Source organism: Streptomyces sp. NPDC051913 (genome assembly GCF_044593635.1).
Taxonomy (GTDB): domain Bacteria; phylum Actinomycetota; class Actinomycetes; order Streptomycetales; family Streptomycetaceae; genus Streptomyces.
This window is the reverse complement of the sequence record NZ_JBIUCI010000021.1, coordinates 61,090-79,480: the sequence shown is the minus strand read 5'-3', so window position 1 is coordinate 79,480 and position 18,391 is coordinate 61,090. Positions and strand designations below refer to the sequence as shown.

The window sequence follows — 18,391 nt, the reverse complement described above, 5'->3', positions numbered from 1 at the left end:
CCAAGACATTAACTACCTCATCATGGATCGTCCTAGTTGTCGTCACCCGGGAGCTCTTCCTGCATTTTAGCTAGCAGTCGCGAGCGCAGATCTGGCGGCAGATCGTGCAGCTCTACCTCGTCTCTTTCAAACGCGTCAATAAGGGCTTGTAGGCGTTGAGTTGCCCTCTTAACAGACTCTTTCGTCACGCCCGAGCGGTCTTTGTAGATGTGACGCATCTTTGCCAGTTTTTGAGCGCTGGGAATCCTGAACGAAAGCTGGAATCTTGCCTTCTTTACAGCTTCCGTCTCTGCGGCGATGAGGTCCATATCTGATCCCCATCCGGCAATCCGCACCCAAGCACGACTCCGCGTGACTGCAGTAAAAAGTGTGTTCCGCTGCGTGACTGGATTGTACGAGCTGGCGGCCTTTTGTGCGTCGACCACGTACACCATGGGGGCTTCATTGCCCTTGGCTCGGTAGATGTGCGCAAGTGCCACAGAGCCTGGTACGAACACAGTATCAACGCTGGTGTTAACGCCAACGAGGTGAGACTTGATTCCGTATCGCAGTAGTGCCTGCATCAGCTTGGGCGCGCGAGACTTTGCCCTCATCACATCAGGCAAAACGATTAGAACGTCATCGGCTTCAAGCTCATCTTCGGTTAGATTCTTCTTGATCTGACTGGCAACCCAGGCATCTTGCGAATCTTGATCGTCGAACTTCCTGAGAACAACAGCGTCTTTATCATTCAGGAGACGCGGGAAGTATGCCGGGTAGCTCGCCTCTGAACGCTGGAGTGTTACCTGTTGCCCCAGTGCGAGTTCACCGCGCACTACGTTGTATCCGATTTCCTTCCACAACTTAGGCTCATCGAAGTGTTGTACCAGACCACCAGTTCGGTAAACGCCAATGCCTAGAGCATGAGCGGTGGCCAAGGCCCACGGCGTGTTTCGATAGCAGACAGGCAAGACGATATCTCTGCGAGGTTCGTTGTCGCCTGATGCGAGGCTGACCAAGCTTTCTCCGGATGGACCTTTTCCAAACAAATCATCCGTGCCTGGCATGGCAGCTTCTGACAACTTCTGCAATTCATCGAAACCCCAGACAATGCGTTTGGGGTCCTTGGTTAGCAGATAGACAAGTTGGAAGAACTCGGGTGGAAGGTCCTGCGCCTCATCGATCAGGACAGCATCAAACACAGGCTCGGGATTGCTCTGTTGCGCGACGGCGAGAAGCTCCCTGCAAATCCCTTGAAAGGCATTATCCATCCCATAGGTTGCGCGCGCATAGTTGTAGTCCCGCGGAACCACTCCGAGAGCTGAAGCCATCTCGCTGTACACACCTGCACGCGCAACTGAGCCCCACGAGTGCATAATCTGCAAGCGTTGCTCGTCAGGCCGATCATTACTGTACTCGAAGGTGAATCGAGTAATAAGGTCGTTAATCTGCTGATATAGCGCCCGCGAATGGAACGTGACGGCGATGCGCCATTCTGGGTGCTGCGTATGTAGATACGCCGCCTTGAGGGCTAGCACAATAGTCTTACCTGAGCCCGCAAGTCCTCGAATCCTCTGAGGACCCTCAGGTGTTTCGATTGCGGCAGCTTTCTGCCATCGGTCCAGGTTGGCGATTCCTCGTTCGATCTCCTTGAGGATTGCGCCGCGAGATGATTCCTGTCGTACAGAGACCCTCTTCTTTGCGGGTTTGATATTCGTAACTCGCTGAAGTGCGGCTTGAAGAGATCGTTCGATCTGCTCATTTACCGCAGGAAGCTGAGAGACCCATTGCGCGATCTCTTCTATTCCCTTATAGGTGCCCTCTGTATCATAAGGAGGGTCTCCAACTGGGTCAGCGAACACGGTCGCGGTGTTGATATCCAGGTCGAGTCGGCGCCCGCGGCGGAGCGAATCGTGTTTGCTGAGAGTGCTATCAAGTACGGCGAAGAGGCGGTCTTGAGATGCGGTGAAATTATTCCAATCCTCGCTGCTCTCAGGCTGCCCATCAGCCAAAAGAAAAGCTACTAGCCCGTGGTCACGGCTTACGAGAAGGGCATCTACTTCAACCCGGTCATCCGCCGTCGTCAGGACTGGATATCCCAAATAGATAGTCCCGTTGTTTACATGCGGCTTTAGCATCTCTGCGAGTCGTGATGCGGTCGCTCGGTCCCGACTCTCGCCATACACAACTTCCAACGGCATTGGGGAAAATCCTTTGATCGAACGCTGGAGCGTAGCGCGGAGTGTAGTTCGTACCCCACTTGATAAAAGGGGTGCGCCTAGATAACAGTCACGGCTAATATGTCACGTTTTGCACACTTCGTCTCATTAGGAGTGTGAGGGCCATGGATCCACCCTAAGCCGTCACGCCGACAACTGACGGGTTGTTGAAGCGACCCGTCGCGGGGGCAGCTAGGGCTGTTGCAGACTACTGCTCGTAACCGGCGCTTACCCCGGAGCCTCGCCCAGCAATGGGTTGCCGGTGTGACCGGTTCGGTAAGTAGCAACAGGGTCCATAATGGTCTATTTGCCCGGTACGACGGAGAGTACTGCCACCCTGCGCGGCAACACTCTGCCTGACCTGCTGGAGGAGTGCTTCGTGGGAAGTGAAACCGCCCCTGACCAGGACACACGTACTGCATGCTTGACGCGCTTGAATGCAGTTCCTGTGGCGTGCCGGTGCCTCCTCCACGAGTAGGCACCGGCACGCGTAGTCAATCGAGCATCGCATCATGAAGACGTCGTGCTGCGGCAGCGAGCAGGCGCCGGAGCTTCTCTTTGTTTACGCCGTAGGTCTTGAGGGCGTGGCAGTTGGGACACAAGGCGATCATGTTCCAAGGGACATCGGGTCCCTCCTTGGCGAGGTCTTTGACATGGTCGACCTGCAAGATTGGCAGGCCGGCTGTGGTCAACTCGGTGGGGTGGCCTGCGCATTCCGGGCTTTCGCACCTGCCGCGGCAGCGCTTGATGACGGCAGCTCGCGCGCTGGGGTCGCGGACGTACTTGTCGGCCAGCGTCGGCTTCTTCATCCCGCGGCGCCGCTCGGCGTTCGCCTCGGCCCTCTGCGCCAGACGCCGATACGCATCCTCGTCGCTCTCATCGCCACTGGGGGCTTCGAGGGCGAGGTCGCTGGGACGGTAGTCGCCAGTGTCGTCGTGGAGCTCCCCTGTATCGGCGTCCAGCGCCTCGAGCACATCGGCGGGCCAGGTCTCCCGCTCCGGGGAAGGAACGGGCGCCAGCACCCAAAGGAACTCACGACGTGGCAGCTTGTCCTCTCCCACGCCCCACCGCAGTCGGCGTTGCACGATCACGGCCCAGGTTTCGAAGCTGAACTGTCCCTGGAACGGCTTGTGCCAGTAGCGCAGCGGGCGACCAGCCATCTGGTGTTCGGCCATGAGCTCGTTGCCGTCAGTGAGCTTCTGGTCACCAGACAGACCGTCGCCCACGTAGGCGATCCAGTTGGTGTCCGGGATGCGCCCATCGGCGTAAGGCCCCTTGTCGTCCGAGAAGACGCTCAGGATGCCATCAGCGAGGCAGCCGATTCCTGCCATCTTCTGACCGCCATAGGCCCGCCAAATAGCGTCCCGATCCTTGAACGTTTCCCCAAGTACCGGGCGCAGAGCATCCGGCCACCTGCCGGCGAGCAACTCGTGGAGCCCGAAGTCTTCGAACAAGCCCATTGGAAGGGGATGAAAGTACCGCAGGATCAGTCCGGCAGCCGCGGATGCCCCGGCATCCGGGTGCGAGCGGAGCAGGGTGTAGTCATCCTCGCGCAGACCACCAAGGGGATTGACCTCATTCAAAGACTCCAGTGTCGGGCGCCGCCCACGGCTGGTCAGATTGAGGTCCTCCCCCTGCTCGATGGTCCACAGCTCATCGCGCACAAGGGCCCAAAACGGGTATCGAGCCCCGTCCACACCGTCTTCCACCTGACCGTACTTCACCAGCAGAGGTGCGACAGCATCACGTGTGGCTGCCCAGGGCTGCATGCGGGGCGCTCCGGCCAGAGCCTGGCCGATAGCCCAGAGCAGAAGAACGGGACGGTGCAGAGCGGGCGCCGTCGCACGTCGAGCCGGCCGGACGTCTCCCACGCGCCTGTGAAAGGTCTTGGGGGGCTCCACCACAGTGAAGCCCTCCCTCCGGAGCCACGCCACCGCGTGCTTGAGACCCCCGCTGAGCCCTGGGGAAGAGGGCTTGAGCGCTACGCCGAAGTCATACTTGTGGGCGAGGCCAGCTATCGCTTTCGAGTCGTACAGGTTCCCCTCGTGCTCAAGGAGATAGGTAGCCGCGGCGCGGTAGCCGTAGGTGTCCCGGAACGCTTCCGGGCCGAGCCGGTCGTGCTCTGCAATCGCCTGCAGAATGCCTGCACGAGTGATCTCAGACGGTGCCATGGCCAACACCGTAGAGCAGGCCACTGACAACGAGCCCTGGATGCCTCGTCCAGGACAGCGCCCACTGCTCATCTCGCCGTTGCCCAGGTCTCAGTCCTGGTCTCACTCGCCACTGGACCCGCGGCGTCTTGCGCGGTGTTGATGAGGCTACGGCCGCATTCTGCAGCGAAAACGGGTTGTTGACGGACCGGCCCTGATGGTCTCGGACTAGATCGGACTACTTGAAGGGTGTCGCCTCACTTGCTTCGTGACCCGTGTGCGCGACGCTAGCGACCTCAGGCCTGGTCGTGCTCGGCAACGGTAGCGAGCGCGCGACACAGCACTCAGCAAACGTTTCGGCAGCGATCGGGTGCCTAGGGAGGCAGGGTCCTTGGACTGGCCACGCGCCGAGGCGCCGGCCGGTAGTTTCCGGTCGACGCCTCGGTCAGCAAGCGTGGGTTTCTTCGACGACTAGTACGAGTCTTCCTCGTCGTTGTCCGGGTCGTCGCTGTCGATGAATCCGGCCTGAGTGTCGGGCTCGTTCTTCACGAGCGTGACGTACACCTCGTGCGAGGCGTCCATCCCCTTCTTCCACTCGTCGTGGCTGCCGAAGGGGTGAGGCGGCGGCGAGACCGTGGAAGCCTGGAGGTCTGCGACGGCCTCCCGTGCGATCTGCAGCGCGAAGGCGAGGCGCTCACGGTTCGCGCGGTCACGCTCCTCCGGGCTGGCGGGGCGGTTCTGCGCCTGACGGATCTCCTGTTGCTTGAGGAAGCTGGCCAGCACCTTGCTCGGGTTGGCGATCTCGAAGAGCCGGCTTTCGGTCAGCCGCAGCGGCTGAACAGTCTCGATGGCCTGCCCCGCGATGACGATCGTCCCGTCCTCCTTGATGTCCGGGATGTCGTACTCGTGGTTCGGAAACTCGGGCTTCCACCGGCTCCAAGCGGTAGCGAGCACCCGCAGTCCGTAGGCGTGGCCGGCCAAGTCGGTGAGGATCACCGGCGGGGTGGCGCGGTAGGGCGTGGTGCCCTCATAGAACTTGGACTCACGGTCTCGGGTGAGGTACCCGTCCATCATCAGGGCGTAGCCGCCGCCGATCATCAACGTTGTCCGGGCCGCAGCGTTGCCGGCCAGTGCCATCTCCAAGAGCTCGTTAGGAGTCTTGTAGATCGGCATCCAGGAGGTCCCGGCCACGGCGTCGGTGAGGTATCCGCCGTCCCCGAAGGCGTTGCGGGCAGTCTGCAGGGAAGAGGGCTTGCGGCTGCCCTTCTCCTTGCGGCTCTTGGCCTGGCGCACGTCGCGGTCGACGACGACGCCGAGCATGAAGGAGAACTGCTTGTTGGTGACGGCACGGCGGGCCATGATGTTGCGGATCTCGGCCTTGGTTGCGCGGAAGGCGGCACCCGCGGTGAGGGCATGGGTGGTGTACACCGTGCGCCAGATGGGGGAGGCGTCGGGGCAGCCGATTTGAGTGGGAAGGTCGGCGAGCGGGGTAACTCCGGTGATGATGTCGGCCTGGGCCCGGGTCAGTACGCCACGAGTGACGAGGGCGTCGATGACCTGGTTGGCGATGTTGTGCCACATCGCGTCCTGGGTCCAGGGGTTCTTTTCCAGGTGCTCGCCGGCGACGAGGTTCTCCACCATCGTCACGAACGAGAAGGCGGGCGTCGGGGCACTCGCGCCCCCGACCAACGTCTGCGTGGTCACTGGGCGACCTCCAGGGTGTTGCCGTTGTGGGCGCCGACGACCAGGCGCACGGGCACGGTTGCCGCCTGGCCGACTCGAACGACCTGGTCGGTCAGCCCGCGCTGGTGGGCTGCGTTGTACGTGATGACCTCGTCGCGGACCGCCCGACGGAGGCTGTTCGGGTCGCGGAGAAGGTCCTCCACCACGGCGTCGGCAGTGCCCTCATTGGTCCGGTTGGTGCGGGTCTTCGCAACGGACGAAAGCCGGGAGATGCCGTCCACGACGATGGGCAGCACGCGGGAGGGCGAGCCGTCGGTGAAGGCGACCCGGACGAGGATGACCAAGAGCGGCTCGGAGACGCCCCTCTGCATGATCGAGTCCGAGTAGTCGGACTTCGGAGTGTTCAGGGTGCTGCGCACCGTCTCGCGGACCAGCTCGGCGAGCTCCTTCGGGGAAGAGAACTCGCAGCGAGCCTGGGCGAGAGGATGGCCGTGCTCGTCCTGGTCGTCCAACAGCCGGGGAGCGGGCACGGAAAGGGACATGGCCGCAATACGTGGCTGGTAGAGGGGGAATAGCATCCGGGCCCAGGCCCGGCACTCGATGACGTCCAAGGTGCCGCCGGGGACGGCTACTTCGCTGAGCAGTGAGACGCCGTTGGGCTGCGCGGTGACCAGCAGGGCGGCCCGCTCGGGTTCGACCTGCAGTGCCGCGGCGGCCTTTCGGGCGTCCTCATCGAGGTTGGTACGGGAGTTCTTCTCCAGCCGCGTCGCAACCTTCCGCAGCGCAGCGGTGGCCGGCACCTCCGGCATCGGCTGGGGTCGGCGGGTGATGCTCAGCGCCTCCAAGTCGTGCTCCGACTGGGCAGGGAGCTCGATGCGGGGCTGCGGGTGCTGCGGCTCGTCGAAGAGCGGGTTGTCGTGCTCAGTCACAGGGATTTGCCCATCGTGACACCACCGTGCTGCAGCCGAGTTGCTGCGACGGCTTAAGGGCGCGACGCCGGAATAGAGAGACAGTGTCGTCCGCCCACGAAGGGAACCGTCCGAAACGGCGTGCTCCGTGGCGCCTGCCACGTCCGTCGACAACAGAACCTTCACCGTTGGTCGCCCCGGGCCCCTTGCCCGTGCCTTCCGTTCGGGTCGCAGTGCCCTTGGGGCCACTCGGATTTGGAGGTCCAAGCGTCGTGTAGCCGCGCCGACGCGGATCGACGCAGGCAAAGGTTTACTCCGAGAGGGAGTCGTGCGTCAACCGCATACTGCGGCTCAGTCGCACAGCGTCAGATTCGTTTCTAGACAAACGTGTTGGGCCCCACCAGCTCGATCTTGATGTCGGCATTGCGCTACTAAGTCTGATCCTCACCCGCCAACTCTTCTACTCAGCACCGAGAATGGGCGTAGCTCGCGCGGCGATACGGCCCTCGGGCCGAGGTTCTTCGGTGTGTGGAACTGCTCCCGGTCGCGCTCGCGGGCGAACTGCGCCAGCCCTTCCTGGAGTCCTCGGATCGTCATGCCTCTATCCCTACCAGGCCCTTCTGGCGGCTGTGCGTGCTGGCGACGAACTTGACTGAGTGCACTGTCAGTTGCGACTGCTATAGATCATGCATGCATGTCTTCGAGGGAACCGTAACGGAAGCCTCGGTCCGGCTCGCCGATCCGGGCTTCGTCGCGCAGTGCGCCAAGCGGTATACCGCCGTGCACGGACGGCCGCCGGGGGAAGCGGAGTTGCGCAGCTGGTCGGAGAGCTGGCCGGCGCTGGTGCGTGTGCTGGTTGCCGCCGGGCTACATGATCTGCATCTGCTGCTGGAGTACGAACTGCCCGGCTCCAGCCAGAGGATCGATGCACTCCTCATTGGCCGGCGTGAGCGCCGCCTCGTGGCTGTCGTGATCGAACTCAAACAGTGGACGTTCGCCGCTCCGCATCCGGTGGGAGCCGGGATGCTCATGGTGGGGGACCGAGAGGTTCTGCATCCCGGGCGCCAGGTCGGCGGATACGTCGCCTACCTCAACGACTGGGTTCCGCCCGAACTGGACCTCGAGGTGCGCGGCCTGGCCTTCCTGCACAACGCATCCGCAGAGCTGACCGGGCACCTGAGTGCGCTTGCCGCTGGCGGCCCGAGCGCCGCTTTCCCACTGCTGGGAGCCGACGACCTTCCCAAGGACGCCGAAGCCTCACTGCTGGCCGGACGGCTGCATTGCGCAGACGTAGAACCCGCGGATCGGCAAGCAGTCAGCGACTTCCTGCTGGCCCAGCACCGTCCCTCCGCGTCCCTGCTGGCCAGGGTCAGCGACACCATCGAAGGCCTTGACGGCTTTCGGCTCATCGGCGAGCAGGACAAGGCCCGTCAGACCATCCATCGCGCGATTGAGGCCATCGACCGGGGAACGCACGGCCACATCGTGGCCGTCACAGGCGGACCGGGCACAGGCAAGACCGCGATCGCCGCCCGCGTCCTGGGGGACCTCTGTCTCAAAGAGGACGCCAACCCCAGGCTCCTGTCCCCGTCCGGGACACTCACCCAGCAGCTCACCCGCGCCGTCGGGGAGAGAGCCAAGGGCCTCATCACCACCCTGACCACCACGCTGCCCCGCGGCCTGAGCAAAGACAGCAGCATCATCCTGCTGGACGAGGCCCACCGGGCACGCACCGACCCGCTGCGACGGAACAGTGAGTTCCCCGACCTCTTCACCCGGCTCATCCGCGACTGCGCGGCACTCGTCCTCTTCCTCGATGAACGCCAGATCGTCCGCCCCAGCGAAGGCACCACCCTCGACGAACTTCGCCGCTTGGCCCGCGCCCGCGGCTACACCTTCGCCCACATCGACCTGACCACCCAGTTCCGGTGCGGGGGCTCGCGAACCTATCTCGACTGGATCGATGCCCTGCTCACCGAAGACGGCCAGGCACCCGCATGGCAGGGCACCGACTACGACCTCACCATCGCCGCCACCCCCGCCGAACTCGAAGACTGGGTCACCACTCACCACCATGCGGGCCGCAGTGCACGCATCACCGCCGGCTTCTGCTGGTCCTGGGACTCACCCCCCACCCCACCCCTCACGCCAGAAGTGTCCATCCCCTGGACCGACGAGACTGGCGACCATCTGTGGCAACGGCCCTGGAACTCCGGCGCGGGCGGCATCCTCGCAGGCACAGACACCCCGGGACGGGCCTTCTGGGCCACCGACCAGGGCGGCCACCAGCAGATCGGCTGCGTCTACACCGCCCAGGGCATGGAATACGACTACAGCGCAGTCATCCTCGGCGACGACATCACCTGGACTCCCACCGGATGGCAGGCCAGACCCAAGGAGAGCCGTGATCCCGCCCTTCAGGGACTGTCGCCACGGCAGTACCTGCGTTACGCGCTGAACACCTACCGCGTCCTCGCCACGCGCGGAACACGAGGCACGCGCCTCTATTCGACGGACGCCCCCACTCAACAGCGCCTGCGCCAGCTTCTCACTGGAGCCACTCGTGATCTCTCTGCAGCACGATGAACCCGGTAGGTGTGAGCCCGTTGCAGACAAGGGCTACAGCACGCATCGATAGCCGGGAAAATGCTGGTACGACACTGGCCGCCACGTAGTACGGTGCAGCCGCCAGGCGCCGATCAGTGGCCGCTCCAGGGGGAACCGGTGAGAACAGCCGACGAGAAAAATTCCGGTAAACGGAACGAACAGCAGATGGAGTTCGCTCCGCTGCCCAACGCGCTCGACTACCTGGAAAGCGCGACGCGCCATCTCACCGGACCCAAGGTCACCCCCCGAGACGTGAAGTATGCCGTTCTCCACCTTCACGCCGGCACCGAAGTTCTCCTAAAAGCGACCCTTGCGAAGGAGAACTGGAGGCTCATATTCGACGACCCGGCCCGCGCGACCCGGAAGCTCTACGAGAGCGGCGACTTTAGGAGTTGCACTGTTGTTGACGCACTCGTCCGGCTCCGCGACAACTTGAAGATTGCTGTCACCGACGACGACATGAAGGCCGTCCGCGCCCTGACTCAGGACCGCAACGCGTTGCAGCACTTCGGCCTCACCCACAGCGCGGCGGCCGTGGAAGCCCGTGCGGCCGCTGTGGTGGAATTCCTACTGACAACAATCCTGAGCGACGATGCCTCCGCGCTGGACGACAGAGGCGAGGAATTGTCACCGCTGTTCCATATCCGCAGAGGACTAAGCAACATCAACCTGTTCGTGAAGCAGCGTATGGATCGCATCGCGCCGCAACTCGCCGCCGCGAAAGAAAAACTTCTCTACTGCACCTCCTGCGGAAACAGAACGGCAGTCGACGAGCCCGAACAGCAGCGCGCCAGCTGCCTCTACTGCGATTACCTCATGGATGGCGGCGGCTACGAGCTTGAGGTGAAATACCGCGCGTTCCTTAAGGCGGAAGACGCTGAGTGATCAGCACTCCATTGCAGAAGGCCCGCGGCGAGCCGGGTGGCTACCGGGTCCTTCATAGGAGGCAGGGTGGAGGAGCTGCCTGGTGGCCGACGTGCTTGGCGGCCAGCGCCTTGAGGGTGGGCGCTCGGATGCCGTAGGGATCGCCGCAATGCGACCGCGGCCTTGCCGCTGATTGAGTGGCTGTAGTGCGACGGCCGAACGGCGGGCCTGCGAGGCTGGCGTGAGGCACGCTCGGTATCCAAATTGCTTGCGCGTGGTCACGCCAGATCAGGCGCGCGGACTGTAAATCTGCGGTACCCCATGAGCCGGGCCTTCCGTGGGCCGTCGAAGGGCACACGACAGCGACCAATAACGACCTGTGACGGCCGTTCGACCACAGGTCAGCGCCGGGCAGACGCCGATCGCGCGAGGTCACTCCGGGCCGACGCCACTTCCTCGCACAAGCTCGTTGACGACGCTATCGTCCAGAGACGCAAGCGTCCGGGCATCCTCGGTTCCCTACGCACAGCGAGCCGCGACGGCCCCTGTGGGCACGCATACGACGCCGACAAGCGGCCCGACGTGTGATCACTGAGGGTTTCTGGCCCTAAAGGGCTGCCCGGAGCCCTCCGCGTTGACCTTGGCTACAGCGCGATAGGAGTTCGCCGTTGCGGGCGATCCCCACTCCGCCCACCCGGGCGTCAAGGAGTAATCGAGTAGCTACGAATAGTGACGATCTACAACTCCATGGAGTTACAGCATCTAAGCGATTAGTAATTTTCGGGGTTTTTTTGGGGGGTTCATCTCACATCGTGGACTCGCGCGGTAGTCGTGTCGCACGAATAGGCGCCGCGTGCATACTCTCTTTCGCACGACGGCGAGCGCCCTGTCCTCAATACTCCACTTGAGGCTCAACAGGGCCCTGTCACCACCAGGTTGTCGTCGCTATGGAGTCCGGCACGGATCGCGAAGAGGCTGCGAGACGCGCCTGGGGGGCGGCGGCATACATAGCGCGGCCTCCCGCACCACACGGGAGGCCGCTTTCCTATGGAGTCCAGCGGCCTTCCCGCCCCTCAGAGCTGAGAAAAGGGAAGTCGTGAACCCGACGAACAATACGGGCGGACCCTGGGGTCCGTCGAATGCTCAGATGGCGCCGTTCCCCACCCAAGGGCCGACGCCGGAACATTCAGTTGACATGCCGGCCGAGCGTCCTCCTGCTGAGGCGCGGAAGTCTCGGCCGAGCTGGAACGTCGAGACGCCCTCCGCCGAGACCGCGGCGATCGTGGCGATCGCCATGGCCGAGGCCGCCAACCTCGCAGGTTTCGTAGACGGGCCGGTTGCTGGCGGCACGATGGCGACGGGGGCCATCGTCTTCCTCGCAAAGAAGTGCATCAAGCGCAACCGCTGATCCCGCAGAAGGGGGCCCCGTAGGCGGCTGGGCCCCTTTTTGCGGCCGCGTCTATTGCTCCTGCCTGAAAGATCTCCCTTGGCTGACCGGCCGCACCATGCCGGGCGCTGGCCTCACACGGTATGCGTCTGGTCGCCGCACAGCTTCAACAGACGAGTGATCGATGGACGCTTTCCCCTGGGTGTTCCGAAGGTATCGCCAGCCGGCTGGGCCGTCTGTGGGCCGTCCCAGGGGGACCGACAACGACCAACGATGACGTACAACAACGGCGCTCTTGCTGGTCAGCGAACCACCGTAAGTAAACCGACCAGGTGATCACAGCAAGGCGTCACTTCTTCGACGTGTGATCGACGCGTAGTTCCGTGCGACGGCGCCCTCGCCCCTGTTTTCCAGGGGTGGGGGCGCCGTCGTATGGTTTCCTGCACGACTGTTCGATAACGGCTGACGGGGGTCACGGGGTCATGGGAAAGCCCGAACGGGACGACGAGGACCGGGAGTTCGACATCCGCTGGGCCGACGCGGCCGAGCTGAAGGAACCCTCGGCCCGGGCCCGGATGCTCGCGGCCCGCTGGAAGGAGAACCCCCCGCGGCCCCAGCCGTTCCGCGCCGACCCGGACGGGGTGACGCGGCCACGGTCGGGCTGGGCGTCGACGGCGCTCGTGTTCGGGATCGTGGCGGTGGTCATCGTGCTGCTGGGATACGGCGGGTTCCGGGCGCCGTACTAGGCCGTGTCTTTCGGATCAGCCCGACTCGGAGCGACGGTGCTGAACCGGTGCCGGTGAGCGGGGCTTGGTGCGTGCAGCTGCAAGGCGGAGGAGGGAGTCGACGCGGAGCGTCGGCGACCGACGACAACGCGGCAGATGGGCGTGCCAAGCCCCGCGGCCCCGGGATGATCCGAAAGACACGGCCTAGGCGGGGCGAGCGATGAGTGACGATGTGACGGACGAGCTGGCCGCTGTGCTGCGGCCGGCAGAGGGGGCCGGTCTCCGGGACGCAGTCGACGGGGCGAACCCCGGGGCCTGGATCGCGCTGGACCTGGACGCACGGTCATGGCTGCGGTGGCACCGGACATGGGAACCGGAGGGCACCCACCCGGATCGCGATCGTCGAGCATGCGGGAGGCGACCCTGGCGCTGGTGCCCTCGGCGCGGGCGCTGGACGCCGGGTGGCTCATGGAACGGCTCACGGACCGGCGGTCCCGGGCGGTGCGGGTCTCGGCGTTCCGGTTGCTCGACGGGCGCGGCGGGGTCGTAGGGCTGCGGGCGGCGGTCGCGCTCATCGACGACCCGGACGAGAAGCTGCGGCACTGGGCCCGGCAGTCCGTGCAGCGCTGGCACCCGACCGCGGACGTGCCGCTCGGGTCGGCGGAGGTGAGTGAACTGTACGACCGGGCGCGGGAGCTGTTCAGCGAGTACGTGCTGACGCGGCGCAAGCGCGAGGCCGGGCTCCGGGCTTGACGGCGGGTCTGGGGGGGGGCGGACTTGGGTCTGGGGTCGGGCTTGGGTCTGGGGGCGGGCACGGGTCTGGGGGCGGGCACGGGTCTCGGGGCGGATGCGGGTCTCGGGGCGGATGCGGGGCTGAGCCGCGGGCTCGGGTCTGGGGCGGATGCGGAACTGAGCCACGGGCACTGGTCCCGGGGCGGATGCGGGACTGCACCACAGGCTCGGGTCTGGGGCCGGATGCGGGACTCAGCCACGGGCTCGGGTCTGGGCTGGATGCGGAACTGAGCCACGGGCACTGGTCCCGGGGCGGATGCGGGATTGCGCCACAGGCACTGGCTCCGGGCTGGATGCGGGACTCAGCCACGGGCACTGGTCCCGGGGCGGATGCGGGACTGAGCCGCAGGGGCCCGGGGCGGGGCTCGGTGTTGTTGTCGGTGCAGGGGGCGGGCCCGGGCCGAGCCTTTGCCGGGGGCAGGGCTGATCGCGACCGCTTCATGGTGGGGGCGGGTGCACACTGGCAGTGGGACGAGTGCCTGACTGCGGGGTGAGGCAGATGCAGAGCCGTTTCCGGAGCGATCGGCGGCTGACCGTGCGGATGACGGTCACGCTGTTCCTGCTCGGGCTGTTGTACGTCGTCTTCGTGGGCGCGTTGATCGTGCTGCTGAAGTCCTGGGTGCTGGTCGTCGTCGTGGTGGCCGCGATGCTCGGGGCGCAGTACTGGTTCTCCGACCGGGTCGCGCTGTTCGCGATGCGGGGGCAGGTCGTGGAGCGGGACGAGTATCCGGAGCTGCACGGGGTCGTGGACCGGCTGTGCGCCATCGCGGACATGCCCAAGCCGGTCGTCGCCGTGTCCCACATGGACATGCCCAACGCGTTCGCCACCGGGCGCAATCCCGACCACGCCGTGGTGTGCGTGACCGACGGGCTGCTGCGGCGGCTGGAGAAGGACGAGCTGGAGGGTGTCCTCGCGCACGAGCTGTCGCATGTGGCGCACAAGGACGTCGCCGTGATCACCGTCGCCTCGTTCCTCGGGGTCATCGCGGGGCTCATCGTGCGGTTCGCGTTCTACTCGCAGGTCTTCGGCGGGCGCAAGGACCAGAACACCGCGGTCGTCTTCGCCGCGGTCATGGGTGTCTCGGCCGCGGTGTACGCGCTGAGCTTCCTGCTCATCCGGGCGCTGTCCCGGTACCGGGAGCTGGCCGCCGACCGGGCCGCGGCCCAGCTGACCGGGCGGCCCTCGGCGCTGGCCTCCGCGCTGACGAAGGTGTCCGGGGACCTCGCCCGGATCCCGACCAAGGACCTGCGGACCGCGCAGGCCTTCAACGCCTTTTACTTCACCCCGGCCACCGGCAAGGAGCCCGGCATCGAGCGGTACTTCTCCACCCACCCCACCCTGGAACAGCGCCTTGAGCAACTGGGCCGGATCTCCGCCGAGTTGGGCGAGGCCGCCCGGCCCGGGAAGGCGGAGTAGCAGATGGGGCTGCTGGACATTCTGCTCGGGCGCACCAAGCCGGTCGCACCCGATCTCGATCAGCTCTTCGCGCTGCCCTCGGCGGCCGTGACGCTGGAGGCCGCGGCGGGATTCACCCCGTCCGGGAGCGGCGCGGTGTGCTTCGCGACCGTCGAGGGCGCGGCGTTCGAACAGACGCACCGGGAGGTGCAGGCGCTGCTTGACGCGGACGCCGACCGGAACGGCCCCCCGGTGGAGCTGCGGCGCGACGACTACGGGTACTCCTGGCTGGTGTCGCGGCGCGCCCCCGACCAGCTGCATCTGCTGGTCAACGATCTGCACGCGGTGAACGCCTCGATGGAGGTCAACGGCTTCGGGCCGCTGCTGCTGTGCTCGCTCGCGGGGTTCCGGGACGAGGCGGGGCGGGCGCTCGCGCTGGTCTATCTCTACAAGCGCGGCACGTTCTACCCCTTCGCGCCGCTGTCCGGCGACGGGCAGCGGCGCGACAACGCGCTGGAACTGCGGGTGAAGGCGGCCCTCGGGGACGATCTGCGCCTTGAGCAGGATCTGAGCCGATGGTTCCCGGTGTGGGGCGCCCCGGGTCTGTGACCTGAGACGCCCCCGGCCGGTCCTACTTGCCCTTGCTCTTCTCGCGCTCCTGACGGCGGGACTCGAAGGGGCGCTCGCGGCGGTAGCGGCGCTCCCACTTGGCCTGCTTGTCCCGGCGGTCGCGGTACGCGCGGTAGTCGCTGGGCATCATCCCGCCGCCGGACGACGAGCCGCCCCTCGACGGGGTGGCGGACGACGTCCCGCGCCCGTACTGCGTGTACAGGAAGAGCACGGCGACGGCGGCGAGCCAGTAGATGTGGTTCCCGAATCCTAAGACGACCAGAACTGCGGTCCCGGCCATGACGATGGTGCCCATCATTGGCCTCCGTGTGCGTGGGTGGGTGAGCAGCAGAGTAGTGCCGAACGCGCAGAGTGACGCCCGTCCTGCCGAAAGCAGAGGTGACGGCTCCGCAACGGGTGTCCAGCGTAGGGAGTCCGTCACTCGGCGTGCATCTCCTTTTCCCGCGGCCTAGAGTCGGGCGAAACGCAAGATTCCGTCTGTTTCGCAACATAAGGGGTGCCCGGGATGAGTGATCTCTTCGTCGTCGCCTACGACGACCTCGCCACCGCCCATCAGGTCCGCGAGAAGGTCATCGAGCTGTCCAAGCAGCATCTCGTCGAGCTGGAGGACATCGTGGTCGTCGAGCGACGGGACGACGGCAGGATCAAGCTGCACCAGGCCGTCAACCACACCACCATGGGCGCGGCCGGCGGTGCCCTGTGGGGCGGGGTGATCGGGCTGCTGTTCCTCGCGCCGTTGCTCGGCGCCGCGGTGGGCGCGGCGGCCGGCGCGGCCGGGGGCGCGGTCACCGACACCGGGATCAACGACACCTTCATGAAGGAGCTGAGCCAGAATCTGCGCCCCGGTGCCGCGGCTCTGTTCGTCCTGGTCAAGCAGGCGGCACAGGACAAGGTGATCCCGGAACTGGCGCCGTTCGGCGGCCAGTTGGTGCAGACCTCGCTGAGCCAGGTCGACGAGGACCATCTGCGCGAGGCGATCAAGGCGGCACGGAAGTCCGCTGCCTGAGGACCGGCCGCCGTGATCGAATGAGGGCATGCTCTCCTCCTTCACCTTCCGTCACGACGGCGAACGGCTCAGCGGGGTGTACGGCGGCGGTGGTCCGGACCGGGCCACCGCCGTCGTGCTGCACGGGGCCGGCAACGGCAGCACGGAGCGGCTGGCGCCGGTACTGGCGGAGTTCGCCGGCCGTGGCTGCGGCGTCCTCGCCCTCGACTTCTCCGGACACGGTGAAAGCAGTGGTGAGCTGAGGGAGTTGAGTCTGCGCCGCCGGTTCGAGCAGGCCGTCGCGGTGATCGACGCACGGGTCGCGGCGGACGGGCCGCTGGTCCTGGTCGGCTTCAGCATGAGCGGGCAGACCGTCGCGGATCTTGTGGGGCACTACGGGACGCGGGTGTCGGCGATCGGGCTGTGCTCGCCCGCGGTGTACGCGGCCGCGGCCTGGGAGCTGCCGTTCGGGGACGGGGACGGGCCGTTCAGCGAGCTCATCCGCACCCCGGACAGCTGGCGCGAGGCGCCCGCGCTCGACGTCCTGCGCGCCTACGAGGGCCGGGCGGTGCTCGCGGTGCCGGGCCGGGACGAGGTGATCCCGCCCGCGGTCACCGAGGCAGTGCAGGACGCGCTGGCCGCGCGCTCGCAGTACACCCATCTCGAACTCCCCGACGCCGGGCACCGGTTGGGCCTCTGGTTCCTCGATCACGCCGACGACCTGCGGGCCTTCGCCGACGCGCTCCTGGTCGACGGCTGGAGGGCGACCCGTGCCTGGCTGGCCAAGCAGCTCCCCGAGGGCCGCACGGTCGCCGCCACCCGTTTCCTGTCGGGTGGCTGGACATCGCAGATGCGCGGGCTCACCCTCGACGACGGCACGGACCTCGTGCAGCGCTCCTTCGTGAAGCCGTTCTTCCGGCACCACGCGCCCGGGCTCCTCGCCCGCGAGGCGGCGATCCTCACTCTGCTCGCCGACCAGGACGGCGTTCCGGCGCCCGAGTTGGTCGCTGTGGACGCCACGGCCGAACTCGCCGATCACCCCAGCCTGTTGATGTCCCGGCTGCCGGGCCGGGTGCGGGTCGACGAGGAGGATCTCGTACGGCGCCTCGACCTGCTGGCGGCCCAACTCGTCCGGATCCACGCCGTCGTACCGGAGGAGCGTCCGCGCACCTATCAGGCGTGGGCGTCCCCGGAGCGGGTGCGGGTGCGGGTGCCCGAGGGCGCGATGTGGGAGCGGGCCGTGGACGTCATCCGGCGCGAGCCGCCGTCGTACGAGGGCGTGTTCCTGCACCGGGACTTCCACCCGGGGAACGTGCTCTTCGCCGAGGGGCGGATCAGCGGGGTCGTCGACTGGGTGGAGACCTCGTGGGGGCCGGCCGATCTGGACGTGGCGCACTGCTCGACCGCGCTCGCGCTGCTGCACGGGCCGGAGCACGGGCTGGGCTTCCGGAAGCGGTACGAGGCGCACGGCGGAGTTCAACTCGCTTCTGACGCCGACCACTTGTACTGGCGGCTCCTCGACGCCCTCGGCTACGCCCCCGACGCGGCAAAGCTGGCCGGGCCATGGCGCGAGCTGGGCCGGAACGATCTGACGCCGGCGGTGCTCGGCGGGCGGCTGGAGGCTTATGTGGGCGGGTTGCTGGAGCGGTACGCCTAGGCGGTGAGCGGGTTCCTGGAGCGGGACGCCCAGGCGGCGAGCGGTTGCTGGAGCGGGAGGCCCAGGCGGTGAGCGGTTGCTGGAGCGGGACGCCCAGGCTGGGCGCGGGTTCCTGGAGCGGGACGCCCACAGGCTGGGCGCGGGTCGTCGGAGCAGGACGCCCAGACCGCGAGCAGATTCCGGGAGCAGGACGCCCAAGCCGCGAGCGCGTTACCGGAACAGGACGCCCAGACCGCGAGCGGGCTGCTGGAGCGGTACGCCCAGGGTATGCGCGGGTTGCAGGAGCACGTACGCCCAGACTGCCAGCGCGTTACCGGAGCAGGACGCCCAGACCGCGAGCAGATTCCGGGAGCAGGACGCCCAAGCCGCGAGCGCGTTACCGGAACAGGACGCCCAGACCGCGAGCGGG

Annotated in this window: 15 protein-coding genes; 9 read left to right on the top strand and 6 right to left on the bottom strand. The window is 66.1% G+C overall.

The genetic code is table 11. The features are described from left to right. Positions 1-32: 32 nt before the first annotated feature. The 4 genes from ACIHIX_RS40685 to ACIHIX_RS40670 all read right to left on the bottom strand — a co-directional run bounded on the left by ACIHIX_RS40685 (position 33) and on the right by ACIHIX_RS40670 (position 6,960). Positions 33-2,180 carry a DEAD/DEAH box helicase gene (locus ACIHIX_RS40685; RefSeq protein ID WP_399965544.1) on the bottom strand — a complete coding sequence of 716 codons (2,148 nt, stop codon included), beginning with the start codon at positions 2,178-2,180 and terminating at the stop codon, positions 33-35. Between the two features lie 512 nt (positions 2,181-2,692). Next, a complete protein-coding gene (locus tag ACIHIX_RS40680; RefSeq protein WP_399965542.1) occupies positions 2,693-4,369 on the bottom strand; it encodes an HNH endonuclease in 1,677 nt (558 codons plus the stop codon). Between the two features lie 450 nt (positions 4,370-4,819). Beyond that, on the bottom strand, positions 4,820-6,052 hold the full coding sequence (locus ACIHIX_RS40675; RefSeq protein ID WP_399965540.1) for a hypothetical protein: 1,233 nt from the start codon (positions 6,050-6,052) through the stop codon (positions 4,820-4,822). After that, the gene (locus ACIHIX_RS40670; RefSeq protein WP_399965538.1) at positions 6,049-6,960 is read right to left on the bottom strand and encodes a hypothetical protein; all 912 of its coding nucleotides are present in this window, start codon (positions 6,958-6,960) and stop codon (positions 6,049-6,051) included. Before ACIHIX_RS40670 ends, ACIHIX_RS40675 begins: the two co-directional genes overlap by 4 nt. 669 nt (positions 6,961-7,629) lie before the next feature. Here ACIHIX_RS40670 and ACIHIX_RS40665 point away from each other — a divergent pair. From ACIHIX_RS40665 to ACIHIX_RS40635, 7 genes are all read left to right on the top strand, one after another. After that, positions 7,630-9,525: a DNA/RNA helicase domain-containing protein gene (locus ACIHIX_RS40665; protein ID WP_399965536.1), complete on the top strand. Its 1,896-nt coding sequence runs from the start codon at positions 7,630-7,632 to the stop codon at positions 9,523-9,525. 138 nt (positions 9,526-9,663) lie between these two features. Continuing rightward, a complete protein-coding gene (locus ACIHIX_RS40660) occupies positions 9,664-10,431 on the top strand; it encodes a hypothetical protein (RefSeq protein ID WP_399965534.1) in 768 nt (255 codons plus the stop codon). Positions 10,432-11,506: 1,075 nt separating this feature from the next. Next, positions 11,507-11,818 carry a hypothetical protein gene (locus ACIHIX_RS40655; RefSeq protein WP_399965533.1) on the top strand — a complete coding sequence of 104 codons (312 nt, stop codon included), beginning with the start codon at positions 11,507-11,509 and terminating at the stop codon, positions 11,816-11,818. A 461-nt stretch (positions 11,819-12,279) separates the two neighbouring features. Then, a complete protein-coding gene (locus ACIHIX_RS40650; RefSeq protein WP_399965531.1) occupies positions 12,280-12,543 on the top strand; it encodes a hypothetical protein in 264 nt (87 codons plus the stop codon). A gap of 387 nt (positions 12,544-12,930) precedes the next feature. After that, the gene (locus ACIHIX_RS40645; RefSeq protein WP_399965529.1) at positions 12,931-13,275 is read left to right on the top strand and encodes a hypothetical protein; all 345 of its coding nucleotides are present in this window, start codon (positions 12,931-12,933) and stop codon (positions 13,273-13,275) included. Between the two features lie 538 nt (positions 13,276-13,813). After that, positions 13,814-14,731 carry a zinc metalloprotease HtpX gene (htpX, locus tag ACIHIX_RS40640; protein WP_399965528.1) on the top strand — a complete coding sequence of 306 codons (918 nt, stop codon included), beginning with the start codon at positions 13,814-13,816 and terminating at the stop codon, positions 14,729-14,731. Between the two features lie 3 nt (positions 14,732-14,734). Continuing rightward, positions 14,735-15,319 (top strand): hypothetical protein, encoded by a 585-nt coding sequence (locus ACIHIX_RS40635; RefSeq protein WP_399965526.1) that lies wholly within the window; start codon positions 14,735-14,737, stop codon positions 15,317-15,319. 22 nt (positions 15,320-15,341) lie between these two features. Here ACIHIX_RS40635 and ACIHIX_RS40630 read toward each other — a convergent pair whose 3' ends face one another. Next, on the bottom strand, positions 15,342-15,635 hold the full coding sequence (locus ACIHIX_RS40630) for a hypothetical protein (protein WP_399965524.1): 294 nt from the start codon (positions 15,633-15,635) through the stop codon (positions 15,342-15,344). Positions 15,636-15,845: 210 nt separating this feature from the next. Between ACIHIX_RS40630 and ACIHIX_RS40625 the strand changes: the two genes are divergently transcribed. Both ACIHIX_RS40625 and ACIHIX_RS40620 read left to right on the top strand, forming a co-directional pair. After that, positions 15,846-16,346: a DUF1269 domain-containing protein gene (locus ACIHIX_RS40625; RefSeq protein WP_399965522.1), complete on the top strand. Its 501-nt coding sequence runs from the start codon at positions 15,846-15,848 to the stop codon at positions 16,344-16,346. Positions 16,347-16,374: 28 nt separating this feature from the next. After that, the gene (locus ACIHIX_RS40620; RefSeq protein WP_399965520.1) at positions 16,375-17,982 is read left to right on the top strand and encodes an alpha/beta fold hydrolase; all 1,608 of its coding nucleotides are present in this window, start codon (positions 16,375-16,377) and stop codon (positions 17,980-17,982) included. A gap of 210 nt (positions 17,983-18,192) precedes the next feature. On the opposite strand, the gene ACIHIX_RS40615 is transcribed toward ACIHIX_RS40620, so the two are convergent. After that, positions 18,193-18,391 (bottom strand): hypothetical protein (locus tag ACIHIX_RS40615; protein ID WP_399965518.1); only part of this gene is annotated, 199 nt, incomplete at its 5' end.